Origin of the sequence: Nannocystis punicea, assembly GCF_026965555.1 — a bacterium.
Lineage (GTDB): Bacteria > Myxococcota_A > Polyangia > Nannocystales > Nannocystaceae > Nannocystis > Nannocystis punicea.
In genome coordinates this window covers 12,384,662-12,410,727 of the sequence record NZ_CP114040.1, presented here as the reverse complement: position 1 = coordinate 12,410,727, position 26,066 = coordinate 12,384,662, and the positions used below count along the sequence as shown (strand labels likewise).

Annotated in this window: 22 protein-coding genes and 1 tRNA gene; 14 read left to right on the top strand and 9 right to left on the bottom strand. The window is 69.8% G+C overall.

Annotated elements, in window-relative coordinates; translation table 11 throughout:
* The first annotated feature begins 608 nt into the window (after positions 1-608).
* The 3 genes from O0S08_RS47785 (at position 609) to O0S08_RS47775 (ending at position 3,683) form a co-directional block, all read left to right on the top strand.
* Entirely contained in the window at positions 609-1,457 is an 849-nt protein-coding gene (locus O0S08_RS47785) for a tetratricopeptide repeat protein (RefSeq protein WP_269036240.1), read from the top strand.
* A 90-nt stretch (positions 1,458-1,547) separates the two neighbouring features.
* Positions 1,548-2,303, top strand: coding sequence for an alpha/beta fold hydrolase (locus tag O0S08_RS47780; RefSeq protein WP_269036239.1), 756 nt, complete (start codon positions 1,548-1,550; stop codon positions 2,301-2,303).
* Positions 2,304-2,537: 234 nt separating this feature from the next.
* Complete coding sequence (locus tag O0S08_RS47775) at positions 2,538-3,683, top strand: hypothetical protein (RefSeq protein ID WP_269036238.1); 1,146 nt, start codon at positions 2,538-2,540, stop codon at positions 3,681-3,683.
* 392 nt (positions 3,684-4,075) lie between these two features.
* On the opposite strand, the gene O0S08_RS47770 is transcribed toward O0S08_RS47775, so the two are convergent.
* The 3 genes from O0S08_RS47770 to O0S08_RS47760 form a co-directional block, all read right to left on the bottom strand.
* The gene (locus tag O0S08_RS47770; RefSeq protein WP_269036237.1) at positions 4,076-5,047 is read right to left on the bottom strand and encodes a hypothetical protein; all 972 of its coding nucleotides are present in this window, start codon (positions 5,045-5,047) and stop codon (positions 4,076-4,078) included.
* Between the two features lie 540 nt (positions 5,048-5,587).
* A complete protein-coding gene (locus O0S08_RS47765; protein ID WP_269036236.1) occupies positions 5,588-5,923 on the bottom strand; it encodes a ComEA family DNA-binding protein in 336 nt (111 codons plus the stop codon).
* A gap of 497 nt (positions 5,924-6,420) precedes the next feature.
* The gene (locus tag O0S08_RS47760) at positions 6,421-7,032 is read right to left on the bottom strand and encodes a hypothetical protein (RefSeq protein ID WP_269036235.1); all 612 of its coding nucleotides are present in this window, start codon (positions 7,030-7,032) and stop codon (positions 6,421-6,423) included.
* Positions 7,033-7,101: 69 nt separating this feature from the next.
* Between O0S08_RS47760 and O0S08_RS47755 the strand changes: the two genes are divergently transcribed.
* The 6 genes from O0S08_RS47755 (at position 7,102) to O0S08_RS47730 (ending at position 13,791) form a co-directional block, all read left to right on the top strand.
* A complete protein-coding gene (locus O0S08_RS47755; protein WP_269036234.1) occupies positions 7,102-7,800 on the top strand; it encodes a hypothetical protein in 699 nt (232 codons plus the stop codon).
* 35 nt (positions 7,801-7,835) lie between these two features.
* Entirely contained in the window at positions 7,836-8,669 is an 834-nt protein-coding gene (gene proC, locus O0S08_RS47750) for a pyrroline-5-carboxylate reductase (RefSeq protein WP_269036233.1), read from the top strand.
* A gap of 108 nt (positions 8,670-8,777) precedes the next feature.
* Positions 8,778-9,191: a hypothetical protein gene (locus O0S08_RS47745; protein WP_269036232.1), complete on the top strand. Its 414-nt coding sequence runs from the start codon at positions 8,778-8,780 to the stop codon at positions 9,189-9,191.
* A 100-nt stretch (positions 9,192-9,291) separates the two neighbouring features.
* Positions 9,292-11,685 (top strand): TonB-dependent receptor, encoded by a 2,394-nt coding sequence (locus O0S08_RS47740; protein ID WP_269036231.1) that lies wholly within the window; start codon positions 9,292-9,294, stop codon positions 11,683-11,685.
* Between the two features lie 134 nt (positions 11,686-11,819).
* Entirely contained in the window at positions 11,820-12,200 is a 381-nt protein-coding gene (locus tag O0S08_RS47735; RefSeq protein WP_096328995.1) for a helix-turn-helix domain-containing protein, read from the top strand.
* Positions 12,201-12,618: 418 nt separating this feature from the next.
* Positions 12,619-13,791: a S41 family peptidase gene (locus O0S08_RS47730; RefSeq protein ID WP_269036230.1), complete on the top strand. Its 1,173-nt coding sequence runs from the start codon at positions 12,619-12,621 to the stop codon at positions 13,789-13,791.
* A gap of 163 nt (positions 13,792-13,954) precedes the next feature.
* Here the strand turns inward: O0S08_RS47730 and O0S08_RS47725 are convergent, their stop codons facing one another.
* On the bottom strand, positions 13,955-14,383 hold the full coding sequence (locus O0S08_RS47725) for a hypothetical protein (RefSeq protein WP_269036229.1): 429 nt from the start codon (positions 14,381-14,383) through the stop codon (positions 13,955-13,957).
* A gap of 199 nt (positions 14,384-14,582) precedes the next feature.
* On the opposite strand from O0S08_RS47725, the gene O0S08_RS47720 reads away from it, so the two are divergent.
* The 4 genes from O0S08_RS47720 (at position 14,583) to O0S08_RS47705 (ending at position 17,918) form a co-directional block, all read left to right on the top strand.
* Positions 14,583-15,290, top strand: a complete 708-nt coding sequence (locus tag O0S08_RS47720; RefSeq protein ID WP_224197154.1) for a Crp/Fnr family transcriptional regulator — start codon at positions 14,583-14,585, stop codon at positions 15,288-15,290.
* A 4-nt stretch (positions 15,291-15,294) separates the two neighbouring features.
* Positions 15,295-16,725, top strand: coding sequence for a S41 family peptidase (locus tag O0S08_RS47715; RefSeq protein WP_269036228.1), 1,431 nt, complete (start codon positions 15,295-15,297; stop codon positions 16,723-16,725).
* A gap of 25 nt (positions 16,726-16,750) precedes the next feature.
* Positions 16,751-17,647: a hypothetical protein gene (locus tag O0S08_RS47710; protein ID WP_269036227.1), complete on the top strand. Its 897-nt coding sequence runs from the start codon at positions 16,751-16,753 to the stop codon at positions 17,645-17,647.
* An 82-nt stretch (positions 17,648-17,729) separates the two neighbouring features.
* Complete coding sequence (locus O0S08_RS47705) at positions 17,730-17,918, top strand: hypothetical protein (RefSeq protein ID WP_269036226.1); 189 nt, start codon at positions 17,730-17,732, stop codon at positions 17,916-17,918.
* A 691-nt stretch (positions 17,919-18,609) separates the two neighbouring features.
* Here the strand turns inward: O0S08_RS47705 and bfr are convergent.
* The 3 genes from bfr to O0S08_RS47690 form a co-directional block, all read right to left on the bottom strand.
* Positions 18,610-19,074: a bacterioferritin gene (bfr, locus tag O0S08_RS47700; protein WP_269036225.1), complete on the bottom strand. Its 465-nt coding sequence runs from the start codon at positions 19,072-19,074 to the stop codon at positions 18,610-18,612.
* 155 nt (positions 19,075-19,229) lie between these two features.
* Positions 19,230-19,442, bottom strand: coding sequence for a (2Fe-2S)-binding protein (locus tag O0S08_RS47695; RefSeq protein WP_096328988.1), 213 nt, complete (start codon positions 19,440-19,442; stop codon positions 19,230-19,232).
* Between the two features lie 863 nt (positions 19,443-20,305).
* Positions 20,306-22,174 carry a S8 family peptidase gene (locus O0S08_RS47690; RefSeq protein WP_269036224.1) on the bottom strand — a complete coding sequence of 623 codons (1,869 nt, stop codon included), beginning with the start codon at positions 22,172-22,174 and terminating at the stop codon, positions 20,306-20,308.
* A 131-nt stretch (positions 22,175-22,305) separates the two neighbouring features.
* Here O0S08_RS47690 and O0S08_RS47685 point away from each other — a divergent pair.
* A tRNA-Arg gene (locus tag O0S08_RS47685) sits at positions 22,306-22,379 on the top strand.
* Between the two features lie 666 nt (positions 22,380-23,045).
* Here the strand turns inward: O0S08_RS47685 and O0S08_RS47680 are convergent.
* Both O0S08_RS47680 and O0S08_RS47675 read right to left on the bottom strand, forming a co-directional pair.
* Positions 23,046-24,836 (bottom strand): FG-GAP repeat domain-containing protein, encoded by a 1,791-nt coding sequence (locus O0S08_RS47680; RefSeq protein WP_269036223.1) that lies wholly within the window; start codon positions 24,834-24,836, stop codon positions 23,046-23,048.
* A complete protein-coding gene (locus tag O0S08_RS47675) occupies positions 24,833-25,948 on the bottom strand; it encodes an FHA domain-containing protein (RefSeq protein ID WP_269036222.1) in 1,116 nt (371 codons plus the stop codon). The genes O0S08_RS47680 and O0S08_RS47675 overlap by 4 nt, the downstream gene beginning before the upstream one ends.
* Positions 25,949-26,066 lie beyond the last annotated feature (118 nt).

Sequence of the window (26,066 nt, the reverse complement as noted above, 5' to 3'; positions counted from 1 at the left end):
ATGAGTCGGCGAACCGAGCCGGGGCGGGCGCAGGTCGTGAGGGCGCGGCCGAGGCCCGGGCGAGCGCATCGCGGGAGGATGAGTCGACGAACCGAGCCGGCTCGGGCGCGGGTCGTGAGGGCGGGGCCGAGGCCCGGGCGAGCGCATCGCGGGAGTGGATGGACCGCACGAGGGTCCGGGCTCGCGCGGCAGGCAGGGGTATCCGCGAGCGCTCATCGGCGAGTGCGGGGGAAGCAGCCGGCGTGGCCCGGCTCCCTGCCAGCCGGCGCGTGAGCATCGGGGCGGGCGCGAGGGAGGTCGAACTCGCTGCGGGCGGTCGGGCGCTGGCGGGCGGCCCGGCCGGTACGACCGATCTCCGCGAGCAGGCGGCCGGGGCTCGCGCCTTCACCGATGCGGACAGAGGGACGACCGCGAGCATCGGCAGGGTGGCGGCAGGTGCGGGCGAGCGAGCCGAGAGCTCCGCCGACCGGCGAGGTCGTGAGGCAAATTCAGGCGGGACGTGCGACATGGTCCCCCTGAGGTCGATGCGAGCCGGCCTTCTTTTGCACGACGGGGCAAAAAAAATCGCTCGCTCACGCCAGGCGGTCGCGTCGCGCTATGGTGAAGAGGTGCGCGACGCGTGGACCCTCCTGCCGACCCTCGTGCTGCTGCCCGGCTGCTCCGGCGAGGTCACGGCGATCGCGGCCCTCGTGTTCAGCATGTCGTTCGGCGCGTGGCTCGTGGGGCGCGACCGGCGTCGGCGAGCGATGCTCGAGGCGGAGGTGCTGCGGCGCGCGATCGCGACCGGACGGCACCGAGAGATCGAGCAACACCTGCGGCGCGAGCTCGCGCTGGCCGCTGCGGGCGAGGCGGTGAGCGTCGAACGCCAGTGGTTGGCGCGCGCGCAGCTCGGCGGGCTGCTGGTCGCCGAGTGGCGGCTCGAGGAAGCCGGCGCGCTCTACGACGACCAGTCGACCAAGCTGTCGCCGCACCTGCACGCGCTCGCGGCCTTCGGCCGGCATGAGATCGCTTGCGTCGCCGAGACGGCGACGGCCGAACGACTGGCGAAGATCCGCGGCGACCGCGACGCCTGCCTCCGCTTCGTCCCGCCGGCCTACCAGCCGACCGTGGCGCAGGCCTGGAACGCGCTCGAGGGCCTGTGCCTGGCGCGCATGGGTCGCGCACGCGAGGCCGCCGCGTTGCTCGAGCACGGGCTCGAGTCGCTCGGCTACAACCCCGCGCGCGTGGTCTACCTGTTCCACCTCGGGCAGGCGTACGAGCAGATCGGCGAGCGCAGGCAGGCCGTCGCGCGCTACGAGCAGGCGATGCAGTCGTTCCCCGGCACGCGCCTGGCCAGCGAGGCGCGCGCCCGCTGCCTGGCGCTCGGGACCGGCGGCCGCGACGAGCTGTTCCGCGGCATGTTGCCGGAGTCGCCGACGCCGGCGCTGGCCCTGTCACGCTCCGAACGGACGCGCTGATCCCGGGGAAGTCCGGACACGTGTACGAGCCTCCGCGCGCAGCGCCGAGTCTTGCGACCCGGCCCCCTCGTGCTGCTAAGGTAGGAAGCAGTGGCGAAGCGACAGCGAGGGATGATCCAGCACGCGACGGAGACGATCAGCCACGGCTTCGGCTACGCGCGCCACCTCCTGCGCGGCAATCGTGTCGCCGGAGACATGTCCTGGGTCGAGCCCGGCAGCCGGCCGGTGGTGCTGGTGCACGGCTTCCTCGGCACTCGCGGGACGATGTTGCCGCTGACCCGGCGGCTGCAGTCGGACGGCAAGGTGGTGTTCAGCTACCACCACGGGATGCTCCAGCTGGGCTCGCTCAGCCGTTCGGCCGAGGAGCTGGCGGTCAAGCTGCGCGGGCTGACGGAGAGCCTCGAGATCGATCGCGTCGACGTCGTCGGCTTCAGCATGGGCGGCCTCGTGGCCCTGCACGCGGTGAAGTTCCTGCAAGCCCATCGGCACGTGCGCCGGCTGGCGTTGATGGGCACGCCGCTCGGCGGGACGTGGATGTCGCTCGCCGGCATGGCGACCGTCGGGCTGGTCAGCGCCTCGGTGTGGCAGGTGCGTCCCGGCAGCCGGTTCCTCAAGGAACTGCGGGCCGCCCCGCTGCCGGCGGGCGTGCGGCTGCGGCAGATCCACGCCGACGCCGACGCGCTCTGCCCTGACCCGGGGCCCATCGAGGGCGTCGATCGGGAGCACGACTACGTCGTGTTACCGGGCGGTCACTCTTCGTTGGTCATCGCCCAGCCGTTCTATGCCGCGGTCCGCGAGTTCCTCGACGAACCGGACGAGCCGGCGCGCGCGGTCCTGTCGCGCTGAAGCCTCGCTGGCCCGTGAGCCGCCGGGCGCAAAGACCATGTCGCCGAGGTCAGGCCGGATCGTGAACTGCGATTTGCCGGTTTGCCGACGAGCGTGAAGTGCGCGCTGGAGAGTGTGCGAAATCGCGCTTGGGCTGGGGCCTGAAGACGGCAGCAGTTTTGCCGCGCGCGACGCGATCTGCGTATAGTAGACGCCATGCGTCGCTCTGCTCTTGCTGTCGCTTGTGTTTTCGCGTTGACGCCTCAGCTCGCCCTCGCGAACCCGTACGCGCGCGCGAGCTCGTTGTGGGCGCAGGCCGCAGCGACGCAGCCGACGACGACGACGACCACGACCACCACCACGACCACGCAGGAGACGACGACCCAGCCTGCGGGTGATCAGTGGCAGCCGACGAGCTCGAAGGCGCCGAAGAGCACGGAGCTCGAGGAGCCTCCGAAGCCGGAGCCGGCGCCCGAGGTGAAGCCGGAGCCGACGCCGGAGCCGGAGCCGCCGCCGCCGGAGCCGGAGAAGCCGAAGTGGACGCGTCACGGCTTCGGTATCCGCGGCGGCATCTCGATCATCCCGACCTGGGCGGTCCGCGGCTACGTGCAGAGCCTGACGAACGCGCTGTGCCGCGGCGACTCGATCCCGGGCGGCAAGTTCGGCGCCGGGCTCACCCGCGTCGACGGCTGCAACTTCTACATCGGCGGCGAGTACATCTACCGCTTCTCCAAGAACTTCGACATCGTCCCGGCCGTCGCCTACCACCGCCTCAAGGCGCCCGACGGCCTGTGGCTCGACGACAGCGAGAGGGACGCGAACGGCAACCCGAACCTCGGGGCCGCCGATTACACGCAGGTCAACTTCAGCTTCGTCGCCCTGCAGGTCGACTTCATCGGCCGCGGGACGATCGTCGAGACCCCGGACTTCGCGTTCCAGCTCGGCGGCGGCGGCGGCCTCGGCATCGGCATCATCACCGGCAAGGGCCTGTGGCAGACGCCGCTCGGCAATCCGGCCGCCGGCTCGACCGATGGCAACCCGCAGGCCACCTGCAACTCGATCTCCGACTACTCCGACTTCACCAAGTGCACGCCGCACTGGTCGCCCGACCCGGACAACCCGGGCGCCCCGCCTCCGCCGGCGGGCAGCCTCCAGCTCGACAACGATCCCAGCAAGAACCCCGGCCGCTTCGCCAAGTGCACCAAGGACGGCTGCAACGAGGCCGACCTCAACGCGCTCGGCCGCGAGAAGGGCATCAACCTGCCGGTCATCCCGATCGTCAACCTGCTGGTCACGGCCCGCTTCCTCATCAAGGACACGTTCGGCATCAACCTCACCGGCGGCTGGAACACGGGCTTCTACTTCGGCGGCAGCCTGCAGTACTTCTTCGGCTCGAAGTAGTGGTCCTGTCCTGAAGGACAGGCTGGAGGGGCGTGCCCGCAGTGCATGCTCCTTCGCGTGTCGTCGGCAGGTGCTTCGGGTAGCGCCTGGAAGGCTGTCCGGATGCAGCGGGGTCTGCGGGGCGCAGGAAGGCCTCGGGCTCGCCGGTGCTGCAGGTAGCGCCTGGAAGGCTGAGGGATGCAGCGTGGCGCGGGAAGGCCTCGGGCTCGCCGGTGCTGCAGGTAGCGCCTGGAAGGCTGCCCGAGTCGGATGTTGCGGCCTGCGGGGCGAGAAGGTCTCGGGGTCGCCGGTGCGGCAGGCGAGGCCCCATCGGCGTGCAGCTCGTCGCGCTGATGCGAGGGCGGTCGAGCGCGACTGCGGACTCGGTGGGCGAGGGAGCGCTGGGAGGTGACTCAGCGGCAGAGCTCGCCGCGGGGTGCCAGGCCGGCGCCGTCCAGGGTGAACTGCGGGGGGATGGTCGTCTCGGCGGGTGCGGGCGTCGCCGCGGCCGGTGTGTCCCCGGGGACAGGTGCCTCGCTGCCGTCACCCTCGCCCTCGGGCGGGCTGGCGGTGTCCTCGTCTTCCCAGCCGGCGTCATCGTCGCTGATGGCCGCAGAGCTGCCCCCGAGGTCGGGATCGACGGTCTGGGCGCCGTAGGTGATGATGACGAGGTCTTGCCGGCGCGTGCTGGGACCGGCGAGGCGAGTGCGACGCGGCAACACCGTGCCGTCGACCGGGTGCAGCTCCTCGTGCAGGAGGGACCACATGCGCGCGAGCTCGCCGTCGCCGCGGCGCTGCCAGAGGGTGCTGCCGGCGGGCCACCACACGCCGTCGACAAAGGCGAAGCGCAGCTCTTGCTCGTAGCCGGGGGCACGCAGGCGCAGGACCTCGTGGCCATGGCGAGGATCCCAGGACTGCGCGACGACCTCGTACGGCGGCGCGAGCATGGGGGCTCCGCCGAGCACCAGCGACACCAGCTCGGAGGCGGCGAAGGGCACCCCGAGCAGCCGCTGGATCGCGCAGTCCGCCGGGGGCCCGGCGAAGAAGCCGGCCGGCAGATTGTCGGCGGCGACGTTGCGCAGGGTGTAGCCGCGCTCGTTGAAGGCGAGGGACACGAATTCGTGGCCGGCGATCTGGATCTGCCCGGAGAATCGACCTGGCTTTTGGGCCAGGAACATGAGGTTGCCGCTGGGGGCGCGACCGATCCGGATCTTGGCGACCGGGACCTGAAGGGCGGAGATCTTCGGCGCCGCCGCGCCGAGCAGCACGTCTGGCTTGGGCGCCTGACCCGTCTCATAGGGCGGGAGGATCTCGGGCGGACGGCATCCGGCCGCGGCAGCGGCGAGGAGCGCGGCGAAGACGGGGACGAGGAGACGCGAACGCACGCCCCGGAACCTTAACCCGTCCTGGCGCGAGGTGCACGCGCCGAGGGGCGCCGAAGACCAGCGCCCGGTGCGAGTCAGGTGGCGGCGAGAAGGGTGGCCGAGCTCGAAGAGGCTAGCGGGGACGAGCATCGTGGGGCTGGGTAGCGAGGGCACGGGGGCAGTGAGGCACGATCAATGGCCGTGGCCAAACGAGAACGGCCTTCGAGAGGCGCAGAATCGAGTCCGCGTGTGGTCGGGTCGAAGAGCTCGGAGGACCGCGAGCCGGCGCGTTCGCATCGTCGGTACGAGGTGAAGGAGGGACGCTCGCCGATCGCTGGGCGCCGGTCGCGGTCTCCGAGGTGGAGGAGATTGGTTCACCGAAGTGAGATGTACTTCAGGACATGTCCAGAAGCGCTGGAGCCGGCGAACCGGGGCACGAGCACGGACGCGACGAGCGTCATCGTCGTGGAGGAGTGCAGACCGTCGCGATGAGCGGGGCCACGGAGTATCCCTCGCCCGTCGCGCCCGTGCCCGTGCCCCGATTCACCGGAGCACGCGGGCTCAGGGCTTGGTGGCCAGCTCGTCCTTCGGGACCTCGCGCAGGGTCGTCTCGCCCTTGAGCACGAGGTACTGCTTGAGCTTGGCGAAGGTCTTGGGCCCGATGCCCTTGATCCGGACGATCTGGTTGGTCTCCTGGAACGGCTTGTTGGCGCGGTAGTCGACGATCTTCTTGGCCATCGCCGGGCCGATGCCCGGCAACAGCTCGAGCTGCTCGACGGTCGCGGTGTTGAGGTTGACCTGACCCTCGAGCGTGGGCGCCGCGAAGGCCGGCGTGGCCGCCAACAGCGTGGCGGCGAGCGTGGTCAGGGACAGGAAGTTGCGGATCTGCTTGAACATGGGTGTCTCCGTTCGGCGTTGCGCCGATGCAGCACCTTGAGCAAGTCGAGCGCCGCGCGGCCGTTCGAAGCATTTCAAGTACTTGGGGACATGGCCCCGACACCGGGTGGCCAGCCGGCGGGACGCCCGGCCCGCCGGCGGGACAGCCCGGGGTTCGCATCTCAGGGAAGAACTTTCAGACATGACTCAAGGGCCATGTGTCCCGTCGGCTGGACACCGGCCAGCCGGCGGGACAGCGGCGCGCTCGCGTGGACCGCGAAATGCGTGACGAGGCCGCGATCGTGAGCCCACCGAGCGACTGCGGGCCGCTGGCCGAGGTCGCAAGCAGCAGGACAGATAACCTGCCCTGAAAGACATGTAGTAAGCGGCGCGGACCGACCGTCGGGAGCGATCGGTCCGTGGCGCCGTCCTGAGTCACTCGTCGGGCTCGAACGGCGGAGCGTCGGCCGAAGCGCGATGGCGCGACGCGCGGCCGGACCTGCGAAGGGCCGAGAAGATTACTCGCCGGCCTTGAGCTCGATCGGCATGCAGATCTTCTCGATCGGCAGCGAGTCGGGGTTGGTCGGCGAGAAGGCGACGTAGACGCCGTTGCTGCCGGTCTCGCGGCACTCGTAGCCGTCGCGGCAGCCGCGGTCGCTGTTGCACTCCTTGCGGCAGGAGATCCGCGCGCTCAGGAGGTCGGCGCACAGACCCTCGGGCAAGCACAGCTCCTGGTCGGTGCAGCGGTTGTAGATCGTCGGGTCGTCGAGCTCGCGGCACTTGTACTGCGGGTCGTCGGGCGAGAGGTTGTCGCCCGCGCCGACCGGGCGGCGATCTTCGCAGTCGGGATCGCACGCCACGCTCAGGAACTCGGTGTTGAAGACCTGAATGCAGGCGCCCTCTTTTGGGCACGAGCCGGGTGTGCAGCCCTCGATCGTGCACTCGCCCTTGCCGTTGGGGTCGGGGTTGCCGTTGCTGTCGGTGAGGTACGAGAGGTCGCAGATTCGCTCGCCGCGGAAGCTGCAATCGGTGCTCACACGGCACGCGCTGCCGATCTTTCGCTGACAGGCGCCGAGCGCGAGGGCTTGCGCGAGCAGCGCAACGACGATCAGGAGGCGGCTGGGGGCCATGGACGCGCGCGGAGCATACACGGCCCTCTACTTTGGGTCACGCCGCGATCCGTGGCACCCTCGTAGGCCGTGCATCCGACCCTCGACGAACTGCTGGCCCAGTTCCGTGGGCTCCTCGACGCCCACCGCGCCGGGATCGCACCGAGCCGCGCCGGCGAAGGCAACCTCCGTTGCGACGGCTGCCTCGATTGCAACCGCTGCCGCTTCTGCGTCCAGTGCGTCCGCTGCAACGACTGCAGCAACTGCGAGCTGTGCCACGACTGCCGCGCTTGCACCCGCTCGCGCATGAGCCGCTCGTGCGTCCGTTCGGGCCACCTCGAATTCTGCGAAGGTTGTGAGGATTCGCAGTACCTCGTCCTGTGCGTCGACTGCACCGGCTGCACCCAGTGCTTCGCCTGCGTGGGCCTGAAGAACGAGGAATTCTGTGTGCTCAACCAGCGCTACTCGCGCAAAGACTACTTCCCGGCGGTGCAGGCGCTCAAGCGGCGGCTCGAGGAGGCGATCGCCGGCGGCAGCCTGTTGACGGAGATCGCCGCGATCGGGCGCGGGGTCTGGCCGCCTCGCGGGTTCGACATCCCGAAGGAGATGCCGGCGGCGATCTCCGCGCCCTTCGAGGCGGCCTTCTCGTTCGAGCCTGCTGCGGTCGAGGTCGAGGACGACGTCGATCCGTGGGTCGAAGACGCCGAACCGAGCCGCGAGCCGGGCGAGCCCGTCGAACGCGACCTGGTCGCAGTGTCGTGGGTGTACCAGCCCGCCCGCCCGTTTTGAGGCGCGGGCCCGCGGCCTGTGGTAAGCGCCCGCGCATGCTGCTGGCAGGGCGTACTCTGGCGATCATCGGTTGCGGGACCATGGGCGAGGCGATCGTCGCCGGCCTGCTGCGCGCGGGGCTGCTGGCGCCGACGCAGATCGTGGCGACCACCCGCCGGCACGAGGCCGCCGAGGCCGTCCGCCAGCGCCACGGTGTCCGGATCTCCACCGACAACCTCCACGCCATCGGCGAGGCCGACGCCGTGCTGATCGCGGTCAAGCCCCAGCGCGTCAGCAAGGTGCTCCACGAAGAGGGGGTCCGCGCCGCGCTCGCCGACAAGCCGGTCATCAGCATCGCCGCCGGCGTCACCCTCGCCCAGCTGCAGGCCTGGTTGCCCGAGAGCCCTGTCATTCGGGCCATGCCCAATACGCCATGTCTCATCGGACAGGGCATGACCGTGCTCGCGCGCGGCCAGCGAGCCGGCGACGTCGAGGTCGCGCTGGCCAAGAAGTTGTTCGACACCGTGGGCCTGTGCCTCGAGGTCGAGGACAAGTTGATGGACGCGGTGACCAGCCTCGGCGCCAGCGGCCCGGCCTTCGTCTACGTGATGATCGAGGCGATGGCCGACGGCGGGGTGATGATGGGCCTGCCGCGCCAGGTGGCGCTGCAGATGGCCGCGCAGGTGTTCCAGGGCGCGGCGCGCATGGTGCTGTCGACCGGCTTCCACCCGGCCGCCCTCAAGGACCAGGTCACCACTCCCGCCGGCTGCACGATCGCCGGCATCTTGACCATGGAGGACGGCAGGATCCGCTCCGTCCTCGCGCGGACGATCCAGGAGGCCGCCAAGGTCGCCAGCGAGCTCGGACGCGACAGCTCGGCCGAGAAGTGACGGCGCGGCTCGGGTCCGCCTGTCGTCGCCGGTCGAAAATTTGCCTCGCGCCTCCGCGGGCTCGAAGATCGCGCGCGCGCGCCTCGGGCGGACCGCGCGCCCGGCCTCATGCGCACCCTGCTCAGCCTCGTGTTCCTGGTGGCGATCCTGTGGGCGAGCTGCACCGTCAAGCTCGGCGCCTACACGCTGTCGGAGCACGTCGACCGGATCGGCGAGACCCCGCAGGCGAAGGAACTGCTCGACGGGACGCGCGGGCGGATCTCGCCGATGCTCGAGGACATGAAGCAGCGGATCTTCGGCGAGTACGTCGAGGCGCCGACGCGCGCGACGAGTACGAAAGAGTCGCCGGCCGAGCGTCGCCGATCGCTGCCCCGGCCGTCGCAGGCCGCCGTCCGCTCCGCTCCGCCGGTCGAAGCGCCCGCGCGTCGGGAGCCGGCGTCGACAGGCCGAGGGCCGTCGAGCGCCGAGGATGCTCGCCTGCCGGGCGCTCGGCGGGCCTCGTCGCGTCGCGACGGAGCGTGAGCTGCGATCGCGTGGTGCTCGCGGGTAGCCGAGCCGAAGGCAACGGCGAGCTCGCGCGCATTCGCGACCTCCGCGCGGCGGACTTCGATATCCTGCTCGCGTGGTGCTCGCCCTCCTCCTCGCGCTCGCGCTGACGTCGGCGCCGGCGAGCGCGTCGAGCGAGGCGCCGGCGAGCGGCGCCGCGGCGAGACAGACAGACACGCCCGCGGCGACGTCCCCTCCGGCGAGTCCGCTCGGGCGAGCGCGGCTGCGCGGGCGGGTGATGGTCTACGGCAGCCGCGACCCGGTGGCCGGCGCGCGTCTGCTCGGCGACGAGAACTCGGCCGAGACCGACAAGACCGGCGACTTCGAGCTGTGGTTGCCGCCTGGCGAGCACAAGCTGTTGATCCGCGCGGCTGGCTTTCAGGACCTGTCCGTAAGTATTAAGCTCGAAGATCGCCAGGATCTCGTCTACGAGTACCGCCTCGCGCCGGACGTCGCCGGCAACAAGTACCGCACGGTGGTCCGGCAGCAGCGCGAGGTGGCGGTGTCGAGCACGACGCTGCGCGACGAGGAGCTCCGCGCGGTGCCCGGGACCTTCGGCGATCCGTTCCGCGTGGTCGGCAGCCTGCCCGGCGTGTCGCAGCTGGCGGGCTTCTTGCCGTACGTGGTGGTCCGCGGCGCGGCGCCCGGCAACACCGGCTACTACCTCGACGGCGTGCGCGTGCCGATCCTGTTCCACGTCGCGCTCGGGCCGTCCGTCATCCACCCGTACTTCATCGATCAGGTCGACTTCTACGCCAGCGGCGCGCCGGTGCGGCTCGGGCGCTACGCCAGCGGCATCATCGAGGGCCGCACGCGCGCGGCCCGACGCGACCGCGCCTACGGCGAGTTCGACGTCCGCCTCACCGACGCCGGCGGCCTGGTCGAGATCCCGCTCAACTACGAGTACGATCGGGCATGTCTCCGAGAACAGCGCGCGAAGGCCAGGTCCAAGAAGACAGGTCGAGCCAAGCGCGAGGCGTGCCGGCGCGGGCCGGCGCGCGGGTCGCTGACGTTCGCGGGCCGCTACAGCTACACCGCGGGGGTGCTGACGCTGGTGCAGGCCAACCTCAAGCTGCGCTTCTGGGACTACCAGGCCCGCTTCGATCACGCGCTCGGCAAGCGCGCGACCTACACCGCGTTCGCGCTCGGCAGCTTCGACGAGCTGGGCGAGAAGTCCAACCCGACCCCGTTCGTGCGCTTCGAGTTCTATCGGTTGGTGCAGAAGATCCGCCACGAGCTGCCGCGCGGCGGCGTCGCGACCTACAGCCTCGGCCTCGGCCTCGACCGCACCGGCCTGTCGCGCACGCGCAGCAACGAGTGGCTCATCGCGCCGCGCGTCGACGTGCGCGTGCCGATCGGCGAGAGCGGCAACGCGGAGTTCGGGGCGGGCATCGACCAGGAGGTGCAGATCTTCCGCGGCGCGACGCAGGCGATGGCGGGCGACGGGTGGAAGCTCGAGAGCCTGACGCAGCTGTTCAGCGACCGCGTGGTCTCGGCCACCGGCGTGTACGCCGAGCTGCTGTGGCGCAAGGGCGGGTTCGACATCCGGCCCGGCGTGCGCGGCGATCTCTACGCGCAGGTCGGCCACTCGCCGGTGCTGCCGCAGGCGCGGACCGTGACGCACGCGTTCGGCATCGACCCGCGGATCCTCGTGCGCGAGAAGGTCGGCGAGCGCTGGACGCTGCGCCAGAACGTCGGCGTCTACCACCAGCCGCCGAGCTTCCCGGTCCCGCTGCCGGGGCTCGAGAGCTTCGGCTTCGAGCGCGGCCTGCAGCGCAACATCCAGGGCAGCGTCGGCTACGAGCTGGTGCTCGGCAACAAGCTGGCGATCACGCAGGACGTCTACCTCGGTCGGCTGTCGAACCTGCAGGACTACGACCTCGCGTCGCTGTCGTCGGGCAAGCTGCAGGAGATCGACGACCTCGTGATCTCGGCCAAGGGGTGGTCGTACGGGCTCGAGACGATGGTGCGCCTCATGCCCGGTCAACGCGCGTACGGGTGGGCCGCGTACACGCTGTCGCGCTCGACCCGCGAGTACGAGTACGGCGGCCGCGCCCCCTCGAACTGGGATCAGCGTCACATCGTCAACGTCGTGCTCGGCTATCGCATCAGCGATCGCTGGAGCTTCGGCGGTCGCCTGCACTTTCATTCAGGTCGTCCGTACACCGTCCAGATCGGCGATCAGACGGCTTCTGAGGCGCTCCTGTACAACCGCAACAACCGTCGTTTGCCCGCTTACTTCCAGCTCGACCTGCGCGCCGAACGAACCTGGCGCTTCCGCGCGTGGAGCCTGCACTTCGTCGCAGACGTGCTCAACTCGACGTATTCGAGCGAAGTGATCGCGTGCGTGTTGAACGGAGATTCGGACGCAGCGTCGTCCGGCGCAGGCTCGATCGTCAGCGACACGGCTTGCGGCTCGCGTGGCTTAAGATACATTTTGCCCTCCCTGGGCCTTCGTGGGGTGTTCTAGGCGGGGGCCAACAAGCCCCGAAGGACAAGTCCCATGAGACATGCCCGTGTGAGCATCCGCAACGGAGGACTGTTCGAAGCGCCAGGTAACTTGTGTCATGATGGGGCTCGGGACATCCGACCGAGGAGCTCAAGATGAACGAAGTTGCACAGGAAATCGGACGACGGATCAGGCTGTGGCGCACCGCGACTCCGCCGCCCAAGACCCGCCGCAAGCGCGAGGGTGAGACCGGTTGGCGGCCGCACCTCACGATCGAAGAGCTGGCCAAACAGACAGGTCTGACGGTCACCACGGTCAACAAGCTCGAGCTCGGCTACAAGGCTCCGCGCATCGAGTCGCTGCTGCTCCTCGCTCAGGCGTTCGGCTGCGAGCCGACCGACCTGCTGCCCAAGACCAAGGCGAAGAGCGGTCCCAAGGGCGAGCTGCTCGACGAGCTCCACGCGGTCGCCGCCCAGTTGTCGCCCAAGCAGATCCGCGACCTCGTCAAGGTCGCTCGTACGCTCGAAGGCGGTTGAGTCCCACCCCGGCTCGTTCGGCCGGTCGGTCCAGGCCGCGGGCCGAGTCGCAAGTTGGCAACGGCCCCCAAGCGCCGTTGCCATTTTTTCTTGGGTCGCTCCCCCTCGCTCCCCGTCGCGTCCCCGTAGCTCCTCGACATCGCGCTGGCCCGCGACGTGCAAGACGTTCGGGACCATGCGCCTCCGCTCTCGCCCAGCCCTTTTCAACCGCGTATTCGTCGATGCCGCCACAACCCGCCCGCTCCTCCGCGAGTTACTGGAGCAGCGTCGCGCGGTCGAACCTCTGACCCACCAGCCCGTCGCGCCAGCCTCTCCGGCGGCCCTCCCGCACGCCGCATGACGCGGGCAGCCGCGCGCGGGGCCGAAGCCGAAGCGAGGTCGGGAACCAACCTGGACCCTCGCGCGTCTTTCGGCCACGATGAACCTCGTGTCTCGCTGGCGCTCGTTCCTGGCCTTCTCGCTCGGCGCCGCGACGATGTGGTGCGTCCAGTCGGGACTCCCCGACGCGCAGGCCGGTAACAGCCTCGGCACCGACGCCTACGGCAAGGCGCTCCGCACCGTCCTCGACCGTTATGTCGACCCGGTCGAGCCCGGCCGCGTACTGGCAGAGTCGCTGAAGCGGATCGTCAGCGGCCTCGATCGTCACAGTCACTATCTCACCGCCGACGAGCGCGCGCTGCTCAAGCAGCGCAGCCGCGGCGGCACCACCGGGATGATCGTCGAGTTCCAGCGCGCCGAGCCCGGCTCGCGCAAACCGGCGCGACTCGAGGTGTCGGCGGTGTTGCCCGGCTCACCGGCAGAGAAGATCGGCCTGCAGCCCGGCGACTCCATTTTAAAAATTCGCGATCAGGACATCGGCTTCATGCTGTCGCGCGCCGAGGTCGACGTCCTGCTGCTCGGCGGCGAAGGTGAGACGATCGACCTCACCGTGCAGCGGCGCAGCGACGCGGGCCCGACCTCGCAACGACTGGTGCTCTCGGGGCAGTCGCTGCCGGTCGTCAGCGGGGCGCTCGTCGAGCACGGCGGCCGCAAGTTCGCCCACGTGCGGATCCGTGCCTTCCGCTCCGGCGTCGCCGACAGCGTGCGCAACAGCCTGAAGGAGCTGCGTCGATCGGCCGGCGCCGCGGGCATCGGCGGCGTGGTGCTCGACGTGCGCGGCAACCCGGGCGGCGACGTCGGCGAGGCGGTGCTGATCGCCGACACCTTCGTCGGCGAGGGCGTGCTCGTGCGGACGCGCGGTCGCGGCGGGCAGATCCTCCGCGAAGAGCGAGCGACGCAGGCGGCCACCGACGACGCGACGAAGGTCGTGGTGCTGCAAGATCACCGTTCGGCCTCGGCCTCGGAGCTGCTGGCGATCGCCCTGCAGGACCACGGACGCGCCAAGGTGATCGGCGAGCGCAGCTACGGCAAGGGCACAGTGCAGGACGTCATCGGCCTCGACGACGGGTCGGTGCTGACGCTGACGATCGCCCGCTACTTCTCGCCGAAAGATCGGCTGATCGACGGGGTCGGCGTCGAGCCGGACGTCCCGGTCGCCGACATGACGACGCAGCCGGAGGCCGCGCTGCGCGCGGCGCTTTCGGCCCTGTAAGCGAAGTGGAGTAGTCCAAGAGGACAGGGCCTTTCAGCCCTGTCGCTTAAAACATGTATTTAAGGACAGTCGTTCCGCGGTTCACCCCTCGCGCCGACCGACGTTTCCCGGGGCGCGAGCGACGCGGCGCGAGCGAGGGGGTGGAGACCACCCGGTCGTCGCGCTAGCTGAGGAGGATCCGCTTGGCGGCGCTGGCGCTGGTGGCCAGCTCGCGCTCGCGGGCGCCGAACTTGCCGCCGAGGCAGGCGATGTAGAGGGTCTCGCCGAGGACCTGGATCGTCTTGACGCTGAGGCCGCGCTCCTGGCCGTCGCGCTTGACGGTGGCGCGCGCGCGGCCACGGCCGATGAGCGGGGTGACTGCGGCGAGCATGGTCAGGTCGAGATCCGTCGAGCTCTGGGAGACGACGAAGCCGCTCTCGTCGGCGACGATCACGAGGTCGAGCTCGCCGCGGTTGACTGCACCGTCGAACGCCGCAGTCAGCGCGGACTTGGTGTCCTGGAAGCGGTTGCGGCGCCGCTCATAGAGAGGCTTGCCGGGCCGCGGGAGGGGGGGCAGGCGCAGGGGGCGCTTCTCGATCTGCTGGGTTTCCATGGGTGGCTCCGTTCTCTGGCGCGGGGTGGGTAAGTTGGCGCGAGTGTATGTCCTACATGTGGGCCATCCAAAAAGTCGGCGAACTCGGCGGTCCTGGAGCTTATGCGGCAGCCGCGCAAAACCGCTGACGGCCCCGGATGAACTCACTTCGGACCAAATGAGAGACTCATCATGAGCGCAAAACGGCTACACTTGCGCCATGCCGATCGAGGGCGCGGAAGTCGAACAAGTCCGCCAGGCGCTGCTGCGCTACGCCGGTTGGGACCAGGTCCCAGAAGAGACCATGACCGAGCTATGTCTCGGCGCGAACCTCGTCGAGGTGAAGCGCAAACGCTCAGTTTTCCGCCGAGGTGAGCCAGGTCCCGGCCTGTTCGTGGTGAAGTCGGGCGAATTCAAGCTGAGTCTCATCTCCTCGGAAGGGCGCGAGCAGATCCTCTACCTCGCGGAGCCCGGGAAGCTGATCGGCGAGGGCTTCCTGCCGCGTGACGTCCAGTGCGCGGCCTCGGCCTTCGCCATGCTCGACTCGGAGGCGTGGCAGTTCGAGACGGACCCTGTGATCTCGCTTATAGGGCGTTCGCAGCCGCTGGCGTTCGCGCTGATGCGGCACATGGCGTTCCGCGCCAACCGCCTGATCGACCTGGTGCTCGACCTGTCCCTTCGGTCAGTCGAGCGCCGCCTCGCGTCCTTCCTGCTGTCCCTGGCGATGCGCGCCGGGGCCGAGCCCGGCAAGCCGTGCGTGATCCCGCGGCAGCTCGACATGAACACCGTTGCGGCCCGTCTGGGCACCGTTCGAGAGGAGATCTCGCGGGCCCTCAATCGCATGCAGCGCGAGGGGATCCTGAGCCTCAGCCGCCAGGAGATCGTGGTCCTCGATCTCAACGCCCTCGAGCGCGTGACCTACGAGTGAGCCGATGCGCTTCCCCAGGTCGGTGAGCGCCGCAGCCGTGGCGCTCGTCTGCGCGTGCGGCCAACAAACGACGTCCGGGAAGGCGGCGCCGACTTCCCAGGACGCGCCTGCGGTCGCCACACCGCCCGCCAAGGCCAGCGAGGCGACGGCCCCGCCCGCAGGCGAGACCTGCCGCAGCTGGGCAGGGCTCGACCCGGCGACGCTGCCGCCGTTGCCCGAGACGCCGTACACACCGACGTTCGAGCGGGTGTGGCGGACGGTGCTCGAGAAGCACTTCGACCCGACTCTGGCCTGCAAGGACTGGCCGGCGCTGCGCGCGGAGTACGGCGCCAAGCTCACGACGGTGGCCGACGCGCCGGCAGCCTACAAGGTGATGAACGACCTGCTCGAGACGCTCGGGCAGAGTCACTTCAAGGTGGTGCCTCCGTTCGGCGGCGGGGAGCCCGAGGACAGGGCCGGCGGCCCGGCGCGTGTGCCGGTGAACGTGCGCATGATCGGCGAGCAGCTCGTGGTCGTCGACCCGAAGGTCGGCGGCGTCGCCAGCGGCGTGCCCGCCGGCGCGGCATTGGTGAAGATCGGCGACAGGACCGCCGAGTCGCTGATCGAGCGGGCGCGCAGCGAGGCGATGCGACCCGGCGAGGTCGCTTACCACGCGGCGTTCGAGGCGGGCCGGGCGCTGTCCTGCCAACCTGGCCAAAAGCGCAGCCTGACGTATCTTGACCCCCGCGCCCAGGACGCCGAGGTGACGAAGGAGGTCGCCTGTGTCACGCCGTCCGGCGAGCTGGTGTCGCTCGGCAACCTGCGCGACCTGCCGACCACCGTCGAACACCGCATGCTCCCCAGCGAGGGCAGCAAGAAGAAGGTCGGCTACATCGCGTTCAACTACTGGATGTTGCCGATGGTCGAGCGCGTGAAGGCAGCGATGACGGACCTGCGCGGGCAGGGCATGGAGGCGCTGGTGCTCGACCTGCGGGGCAACCCCGGCGGCGTCGGGGCGATGTCGATCCCGGTCGCGCGCCTCCTGCTCCAAGAGTCAGGTAGCCTCGGCAAGCTGCAGTTCCGCGAGTTCGCCCAGGAGTTCAACGTGGCCGGCGATCCGGGCGCGTTCGCGGGGCCGGTGATCGTGCTGGTCGACGAGGGCACGGCGAGCACGTCGGAGATCTTCGCCGCCGGGCTGCGCGACCTCGGCCGCGTGCGCGTGGCCGGTGCGCGCGCCTCGGCCGGCGCGGCGCTGCCGTCGCTGATCGAGCGGCTCGACAACGGCGCGCTGCTGCAATACGTCGTCGGCGACTACCACTCGGCCAAGGGCACGGTCGCCGAGGGCGACGGCGTCCGCCCCGACATCACCGCCGTCGAGACCCGCGCCGACTTCGTGGCCGGCCGCGATCCGGTGCTGGCCGCCGCGGTGGCGGCCTTCGACGCCACCAGTCCCTGAGAACATGTCCCAAGGAGCTATCCGCATGCGACGGCTGCAAGTCCTGTGTCTGACCGCCCTGATGGCTCTCGGCGGGTGCGACGGCGGCGAGGCGAAGAAGGCCGAGGCGACCAAGGCGACGCCGGCGACCGAGACGAAGTCGGCCGAGGTAGTGCCCCCGGCCAATAATCTGCCCGACGCGGCGGAGCTGCTGGCCAAGGTGGTCGAGGCGAGCGGAGGCGCGGCCAAGCTCGACGCGATCAAGAGCTTTTATCAGGAGATGCAGGTCGAGATCCTGGGGGCGGGGATCTCCGGCGCCGGCAAGACGTGGTCGAAGGGCGACGATTTCTATATGGAGGTCACGCTGCCGGGCGTGGGCGTGACTACCGGCGGCGGCAAGGCCGGCAAGCTGTGGACGCTCGACCCGATCCAGGGCCTGCGCGAGCTGACGGGCAAAGAGGCGGCGATGAACGAGATGGGCGCCTCGCTGAACATCGCCCACGACTGGAAGCGCTTCTTCGACAAGGCCGAGACGACCAAAATCGAGGAGGTCGGCGGCAAGAAGTTCGCCGAGGTGACGCTGACCGCCAGCAAGTCGGGCAACACGGTGACCCTGCGCATCGACCTCGGCGACAACCGCGTGGTCTCGCAGCGCCTCAAGCAGTTCAGCTCGATGGGCGAGATCCCCGTCGAGGTGACGCTGTCCGACTACCGCGAGCAAGACGGCGTGTGGTTCGCGTTCGAGCAAGTCGCCGACATGAAGCTGCAGAAGCTCAAGACGGTTACCACCAAGCTCGAGCTCAACGTGCCGGTCGACGAGACGAAGTTCCCCCTGCCGGGCTCCGAGCCGCCGGCGGACGCGAAGGCGCCCGACGCGAAGGCGGATGCCAAGGGGTCCGACACGAAGGCGGACGCCAAGGGGCCCGCCGAAGCGAAGAAGTGAGGCTGTCCCGCGCAAGGCGGGCGAGCATGGGGGCCCGAGCTGGGCTCCTGAGCCAGGAGTCCAGCAAGCTCCCCTTGGGCACATGTCCTCGCCAACGGAGAGCGGCATCGGCTGCCTCGAAGGACAGGCGGTGTTCTTGAGCATCCAGGCGCTCGCCGGCGGGGCGAACGGTCGACATCGCCTGTCCCGAAGGACAGCCAATGGCGTTTGCTACACAGGTCTCTCGCGGCGCTCGCCTGCGGAGCTGTCGACGCAGCCCACGGCAGAGTGAGAGCAGGAGCCTTGCCGGCTGGTCGGCGGTGCGAGCCGCAGAGAGGCCCGCAACAGAGGTCTCGATGGCGAGAACGTGGCTGTCCCTCAGGACAGCCGATCGGCGATCCGGGCCGCCCGCAACAGGGGCTCGATAGCGAGACCGTGGCTGTCCCTCAGGACGGCCGGCCGGCCGGAGATGCGAGCCCAGCCGGTCGGCTGGCGGTGCGAGCCGCAGAGAGGCCCGCAACAGGGGGCTCGATAGCGAGACCGTGGCTGTCCCTCAGGACAGCCGGTCAGCCGGCGGTGCGAGCCGCAGAGAGGCCGCAAAGGGGTCTCGATGGCGAGATCATAGCTGTCCCTCAGGACAGCCGGCCGGCTGGCGGTGCGAGCCGCAGAGAGGCCGCAAAGGAAGCTCGATGGCGAGATAATAGCTGTCCCTCAGAACAGCCGGTCGACCGGCGGTGCGAGCCGCAGAGAGGCCCGCAACAGGGGCTCGATGGCGAGGCCGTGGCTGTCCCTCAGGACGGCCGGTCGGCCGGCGGTGCGAGCCGCAGAGAGGCCCGCAAGGGGTCTCATTGGCAAGACTGTGGCTGTCCCTCAGGACAGCCGGTTGGTCGGCGCTGCGGGCCGCAGAGAGACCCGTTTCGGAGGTGAGTTCTCGGCTGACCTTCAGGACAGCCGAGAAGTGCCCCCGAAGTCAGGCGCGGCGGTCACAGCTGCTGGGCGCAGTACATCGGCTCGCCCAGCGCCTGGATCAGGCCGAGCTGGGTCTCGAGCCAGTCGACGTGCTCCTCCTCGGAGATCAGCATGCGCTCGAGCAGCTCGCGGGTGGCGTTGTCGCCGAGGTCGCGGCAGAGGGCGATGCAGGTGTTGAAGCGCTGGACGGCGTCGTATTCGAGCTTGAGGTCGAGCTCGAACTGCTCCTTCACCGACTCGCCCACGGTGACCTTGTTGTAGCGCTGAACGTTCGGGATCCCATCGAGGAAGAGGATTCGCTCGATGAGGTCGTCGGCGTGCTTCATCTCGTCGATCGACTCGGCGCGGACCTTGTGGGCGATCTTGTTGTAGCCCCAGTTTTTGCACATCTTCGCGTGGATGAAGTACTGATTGATCGCCGTCAGCTCGGCTGTCAGCACGTCATTGAGCGCGTGGAGGATCTTGTCGTTGCCCTTCATCGTGGGCGCACGCTAGCACGGGCTCACGCAGCCCGCCGGCAGTAGCGCCGCGGTGAAAAAGACGTTCAACTTCGGCGGCGGCGCGGCCCTTCAGGTCGCTTCGCTGCCGTCGACGTCGTCGCCGTGAAAAAGACCTTCAACTTCGGCGCGATGCCTCAGGTCGCTTCGCCGCCGCCGACGCTGCCGCTGTGATGCTCGTGCCGGGCCGGCGCGGCGCTCTCGAGCAGCTGCCGGATCTGCTGGACGCACGCACCGCATCCCGTACCCGCCTGGCAGGTCTGCCGGATCTGCTTCAGCGTGCAGGCCCCTCGGCGAGCCTCGGCGAGGATCGTGCGACACGAGACACCCTTGCACAGACAGACGATCATGATGGCGTACGCGTCCTGGTCCTGACGATGGCGTTGAAATTCATTGTCAGAAAGACACTCTCAGGGTGCCTACCTCCGGGTCGGATCGCAAGGAGTTTGAAAGTGATTTTCAGGATTGATTCCGCTCGCGCGGCCTGCGCGCCGATCATCTACGAAGTGCGGGGGATGCGCTTTGAGGAATTGAGCCCGCTGGCGGGCCGACAAGGGACCGGCCGAGTCCGCTCGCGAGACCGTGATCCTGGCTCACACCACGCGTGAGGAGGCCGATCGACGCGCCAGGGAAGTGCGGATGCGAGCGATTCGAAGTGGGAGCGGGAGCCGCCGAGGGGCTGTATCGCGGAGCTCGCCCAACCTTCGCAGCTCGTCCGCTGCGATCCGCTGCGGCTCAGCGTCAGGCGGAGTGCGTCACTCGAACCGACTACGGGAGCACGAGTTGAAGTTGTCAGCGGGCTTGTCGGCGGCAACACGTGGGAGCGCGAGTCGATCTGCTACGGCACCCAAGTCGCGCCGCGGAGTCGTCCGCGCCAGGAAGCGTGATGCGTCACTCGTCTGATCGGGAAGAGGTTTTAGCGACGGAGCTGCGCCTCGTTGCAGCGTGACGAGGCGATGCGAGTGCAGATCGCTGCGGCGCGGCCGGGAGTGCCTCAAGCGGAGTGTCTGCGACGCAGGAGGGACGCCCGCAGGTTCCGGGAGACGGAGCGGAGCACGTCATGCAGACGCTCGGGCATCGCGGCGCGTCGTCTGCAGCATGTCGAGAAGCACGTCCCTGGACGTGCTTCGCGATGGGGACCTGGTCGCGGTTGCGACGTGCGAAGCCCGCGCCGGCGCGAGGGCAGGCGCGGGCTTCGAGGGCGCGCGGCGGATCACATCCGCGAGACGCGGCGGGCGAGGGCGAGGGCCACGAGGGCGTGCGCGGCGAGCCACAGGCGGTCGATGGTCGGGCCGCCGGGCAGGCCGTTCAGCAGCGTCGGCAGGACGATCGCGCCGTGGAGGAGCAGGGCGGCGTAGCCGAGGTTGAGGCCGACGAGGACGCCGCGGAGCGGACGGACGCCGACGAGCAGCAGGGTGGCCAGCACGGGCAGCAGGGCCGACAGGAAGATCGGCGAGCCGATGGCGGTGGCGCCGGCGAGATCGGCCGCGGCGTAGGCGATCGGCGCCAGGCCGAACGCGCCCGCGGCGAGACCTGCCCCGAGGAACATGCTCGCAAAGGCAGCCACGCGCGCGCGTCGGCCAGCGAGGCCGGCGAGGCCGAGACCGGCGAGGCCGCCGAGCCCGAGCAGGCCGAGCAGGCCGCCGCGCTCGACCTGGTAGCTCTCGATCGCCGCGTCGACGGCGGCCACGGCGTCGATGATGCCGGCGCCGTACTCCTTGTCCCACTCGATGTTGTTGGGGTGCTTCGCGGTCTTCTTCAAGATCCGCTCGACCTCGGGCGGGTTGTTGACGCCGCGCGAGACGACCAGCGCGGCGACGCCGGCGGCGTGCGGCGAGGCCATCGAGGTGCCCTGCAGCCACATGTAGTCGTTCTTCTGCGGGTCCTGCAGGAGGATCGTGTTCTGCAGGACGCCGTCGGGGTAGCCGTCGCCGTTCTTGTCGACGCGCGTGTCGCCGCCGGGCGCCGAGACGTCGAGGTCCTTGCCCCAATTCGAGTACCAGGTGCGCACGCCCATCGCGTCGACCGCGGCGACGGCGACCGAGCCGTTGTTGGAGGCCGGCCAGCCGACGCGGCCGCGGCTCTCGTTGCCGGCGGCGCAGACGACCGTGACGCCCTTGCTGTTGGCGTAGTCGATCGCCTTGGCCAGCACGCTCGAGGGCATCGGCCCGCCGAGGCTCATGTTGATGACCTGGGCGCCGTGGTCGGCCGCGTAGCGGATGGCGTTGGCGATCCAGGGGATCTGGCCGCGGCCGTCGCCGGACAGCACCTTGAGCGGCATGATCGTGCTCTTGAACGCGACGCCGGTCACGCCGAGCGCGTTGTGGGTGGTCTGGGCGATCGTGCCGGCGACGTGGGTGCCGTGGAGGTGATCGTCGAGGCCGTCGGGGAGCGAGTTGGGGACGAAGCTGACGCCCTGCGTGAAGGCGGTGCCTGCCAGGTCGGGGACCTGCTTGGCGACGCCGGGCAGGTCCTTCCAGGCGACGCCGGTGTCGATGACGGCGACGATGACGCCCTCGCCCTTGGTGACGCCCCACGCCTCGGGCGTGTGGATCATCTGCATGTGCCACTGACGGCTGTACATCGGGTCGTCGGGCTCGAAGCGCGGGCGGCGTTCCTTGGTCGGCTCGAGCTCGTCGGCGGGCTCACTCGAGGGCGGGGAAGCGGCGACTTCGCCGACAAGCTGATAGACGAGCTCGGGCTCGACGACCTCGACCAGCGGGTTGCTCGCGAGAGTGGTTTGCAGCGCGGCCAGCTCGTCGGTCTCGCCGACGACGCGGAAGAGGTGCTCGCCCTCGCTGTAGAAGCCGGCCGGCTCCCAGGCGAGATCGAGGCTGTCGAGCAGGGCGCGCAGCTCGGCCTCGCTGCCGCCCTCGCCGTCCTCGGGCTCGACGAGGTCGAGGAGCAGGGCGCCGGTGGTCTCACTGACGTCGAGGTCGGTGACAGCGACGGGCGTGATGTCCGCGGCCCGCACGCCATCGTCGCTGGGACGGTGCTCGACGGCCAACCAGACGCTGGCGGCGGCGAGGCCTGAGGCCGAAAGGAGGGTGCGGTGACGCGAGAGGGCCGAGACGAGACGCATGGGTGCTCCTGGGAGGGGCCTGAGGCCGGCGGTCAGTAGGTCCATCAGTATAAAAGGGCGGCATGGCCCATGCACGGCGCGCCGCGCGTGCGCTTTTCGCCCGGCGCGAGTTCGGGTATCCTGGCTCCGCCGCGTTCGTAGCTCAGCTGGATAGAGCATCGGGCTTCGAACCCGAGGGCCGCAGGTTCGAATCCTGCCGAGCGCATCGACTGCCGGGCCGCCCCGGCCCAGCGACCCTCCGGGTCGTCCGCACGATTTTTCCGAGAGCCGAGCGAAGGAAGGAAGAGGGCCGGGCGAGACGTCCGCGGATCACGCGCCGATCCGGGGCGTCGAGCTGCAGGGAGCGGGCCGCCTGCCCGCCCGGTGGGGCAGGTCTCGGTCGAGCTCGGTCGCCTGCGGCTCGCTCCGGCGCACGCGACGAACCTCGCCGTGGATGAGGGCCTGGTCTGAAAAACAGGTGCGACGGCGGTGCCGGCCAGCGGGATCGCCGACGAGGGGCGTGGCCGGGGCTACGTGGCCGGCTGAGCGAGCACTCACCGAGAACGTGTCTGTCTCGTGGGACATGTGCGAAAGAGCTTGTTCCACGTCGGCGGCCTCGGCAGTCGGTCGATGGGACATGCCTCGAAGGACCTGCGTGGTTCAGCGCCGGGGTCCGCAGCGGTGGGCCAGCGTGCGTACCCACGGCGCATGACTGTTGGGACATGTCCTTCGGGACTCATGCTCTCCAGCGCCCGGGATCGCCGACGGGTGGCCGAGGCCGCCGAGCGTGTTCGCCCAGTCGCGGATGTCCTCGGCTGGCCGATGGGACATGTCTCCTTCGGCAGCCTGAATCGGCTGGCCGATGAGACATGCCCGTGAGGACAGGCGCGGCTCAGCGGCGCCGGCGGGGGCGCAGGAGGGCGAGCAGGGCGAGGGCGAGCAGGCCGCCGGGGCCGGGCGACTGCTGACGGCAGCCGCAGCCGCCGTCGTCGTCGGTGCCGGCGGTGTCACCGGTGCCGGCGGTGTCGTCGCTGGTCGTCGCGTCGTCGGTGGTGCCGCCGGGGTCGGTGGTCGTCGCGGGCTCGGTGGTGGTGGTCGGGTCGACGCCGGTGGTGGGGGCGTCGCTCGTGCTGGTCGTGGGGTCCGGGCCGTCGGTGGTGCTCGTGGTACCGTCGGTGTCGGTCTCGCCCGGGTCCTCGCCGAACATCTGGCAGGTCTCGTTGCCGGCGGCATCGACGGCGCACAGCTGGCCGAACGCCTCGCTCGGGGTGCCGCGCCACAGCGCCTCGCCGTACCACTGCATCGGCACCTCGGTGCCGCCGGCGACCAGCACGACCGACTGGAAGTCGTGCGGCATGACGGGAGACTTGTTGTCGTGGATCCGCGCGAACACGGTGCCGTCGGTCACGGTGACGAGGGAGATCTTCGGGCCCGCGGTGTCGGCCGCGATGTCGGCGCCGAGGAACACGCGGTCGGCGTCCTGCTGGGCCTCGCCCTCGGAGAGGACGACGTCGAGCTTCTTGTCGCCGTTGAGGTCGGCGACGGCGATCCCGAGGGTGCCCTGCGAGTTGGCGGGCATGAAGGCGTCGACGACCTCGAGGTGTCCGTCGCCGCTGTTGAGCATCAGCCGGTCGTCGTTGCCGAACAGGCCGGCGATCACGAAGTCGGCGTCGCCGTCGGACTCGTAGTCGAGGTAGGCGACCATGTTGTCGTCGCCGGGGATGTTGTCGGCCTCGGGCCAAAGATCGGCGGTGGCGTCGGTGAAGCCGCCCGCGCCGTCGTTGACGAAGATGTGCTCGGTGTTCCCGGGCCCGTCGTTGATCGTGATCAGGTCGATGTAGCCGTCGCCGGTCAGGTCGATCGGCTCGAACTCGTAGTTGTTGCCGTACTGCGGCAGCTTGTCCGAGGCGTCGGTGAAGACGCCGGCGCCGTCGTTGACGAACATGTACGAGCCGGTGCACGACTTGCACGAGACGAGCACGTCGAGGTCGAGGTCGTTGTCGACGTCGGCGAACTCGAGCTCCCACGACCACGCGACCAGGGCGTCGGGCATGTTCGTCTCGGTGACGTCGGTGAAGACGCCGCCGTCGTTGAGCCACAAGCGCGTGACGGCGGAGCTCTGGTTGGCGGCGCCGGGGCCCCAGTCGGCGAGGACCGCGTCGAGGTCGCCGTCGCCGTCGACGTCGCCGAGCTCGACGTCGCCGAAGCTGCGCGGCTCCTGCGGGAGGTTGTCGCTGGCCTCGGTGAAGCCGCCCTGGCCGTCGCCGAGGTAGAGCCGGCTCTGGGTCTCGAAGGTGTTGGCGACGATGAGGTCGACGTTGCCGTCGCCGTCGAGGTCGCGCACCTTGATCGCCCGCGTGAAGTCGGACTCGGGGCCGAACACCTCGTCGCTGACCTCCGTGAACGGCATGCCCGGGCCCTGGTTGAGGAAGGCCCGGTTCGGCTCGGGCGCCTCGGGCGAGGCGTAGCCGGCCCCGTTGGCGAACAGGATGTCGACCAGCCCGTCGCCGTTGATGTCGGCGAGCTCGACCTTGTTCGACCACTCTGAAGTGGTGCCGATCGTCATCGCCGTCGCGTCCTCCCACGGGGCGGCCCACGCAGGCGAGGCGCCGAGGAGGGCGCCGGCGACGGTCAGGAGTTGCAACATGCTCTTCGGGACATGTCCCGAAGAACCCCAGCTCATTCGAGCACAATCCCGCGTTCGGCGCATACCGAGACCATCTGCTTCTGTCGGTTCGGGTCGGTCAACTTCTTGAAGGCCGACTTGGCCTTCGCTTGATCGCCCATCTTGCACGCCGAGGCGCCCATCAACGCCAGGGCATTCGAGGTCTTCTCGATCTCGTAACTCTTCTTGGCCAGGTCGTAGGCCTGCGTGGCGTTGCCGGCGAGGTTGGCCTTGCGCGCGTCCTCGAGGAGCTGCACCGGATCGCCCTTGGGCACCGGCGGCTTGTCGGTCTTGGTCGGCGGCGGCGTCGGCTTGATGACCTTCTCGCCCTTCGGCGTCACCGGCTTGTCGGTCTTGGTCGGCGGCGTCTGCTCGGGCGGCGGCTCGCTCGGCCCGGCGGTCGTGAGCCCGGGCACCGGATCGTTGGGCAGCGGCGGCTGCTCGGGCGGCGGCTGCTCGGGCGGCTTCGGATCGGCCTTCGGCTCGGGCGGTGGCGGCTCCTCGATCTTCGCCGGCGGATCGACCTTCGGAGTCTTCGGCGTTTCGGTGCCGCCACCACCACTACCGCCTGCGAACTGATACGCGACGAACCCACCGCCGATCAGGAACACCGCGAGCAAGGCGAACAGCAGGCCGCGACCCTTGCCCTCAGCGGGCTGTTCGGTGTGTCGCTCTTCGTCGCGATCGCGCGTGCTGTCGGGCAGCGGCGGCGGCGGTGCGATCATCGCCGCAGCCTCGGTGGCCGGGATCCGCGGCAGATCCATGCTGGGGGCGGCACGCATCGGATCGGTCCCCGGCACGCCCCCCTGACGCTCGATGTTGAGGGTCGTCTGTTCGGCGTTGTTGGTGATGGCGAGGTGGTAATCGCCGATCTGCACCACGTCGCCCTCGTTGAGGTTGACCGTGCCCTCGATGAGGACTCCGTTCACCCGGACCCCGTTGTAACTGTCGAGGTCCTCGATCACCCACCCTTCCGAACCTGGGGTGAGACGCGCGTGTTGCCGGGAGACGTTCTGCTCGGTGAGCTGGATGGTGTTCCCTGGCTCCCGACCGATCGTGATCTCCTCTTCGCCGAGCGGCACGATCGTGGTCGCGCCCTCTTCGTCCTCGATGATCAGTCGCAGGGCCATCCGTGTGAGCTTCAGGGTAGGAAGTTCAGCGAATTACTGTCAAGCGAGGCCGCGGCGCCGCGGCTCCGCATCCGCACGCTCGGAGCCAGCCAACCCAGCCGTTGCTGCCGCTTCGGCA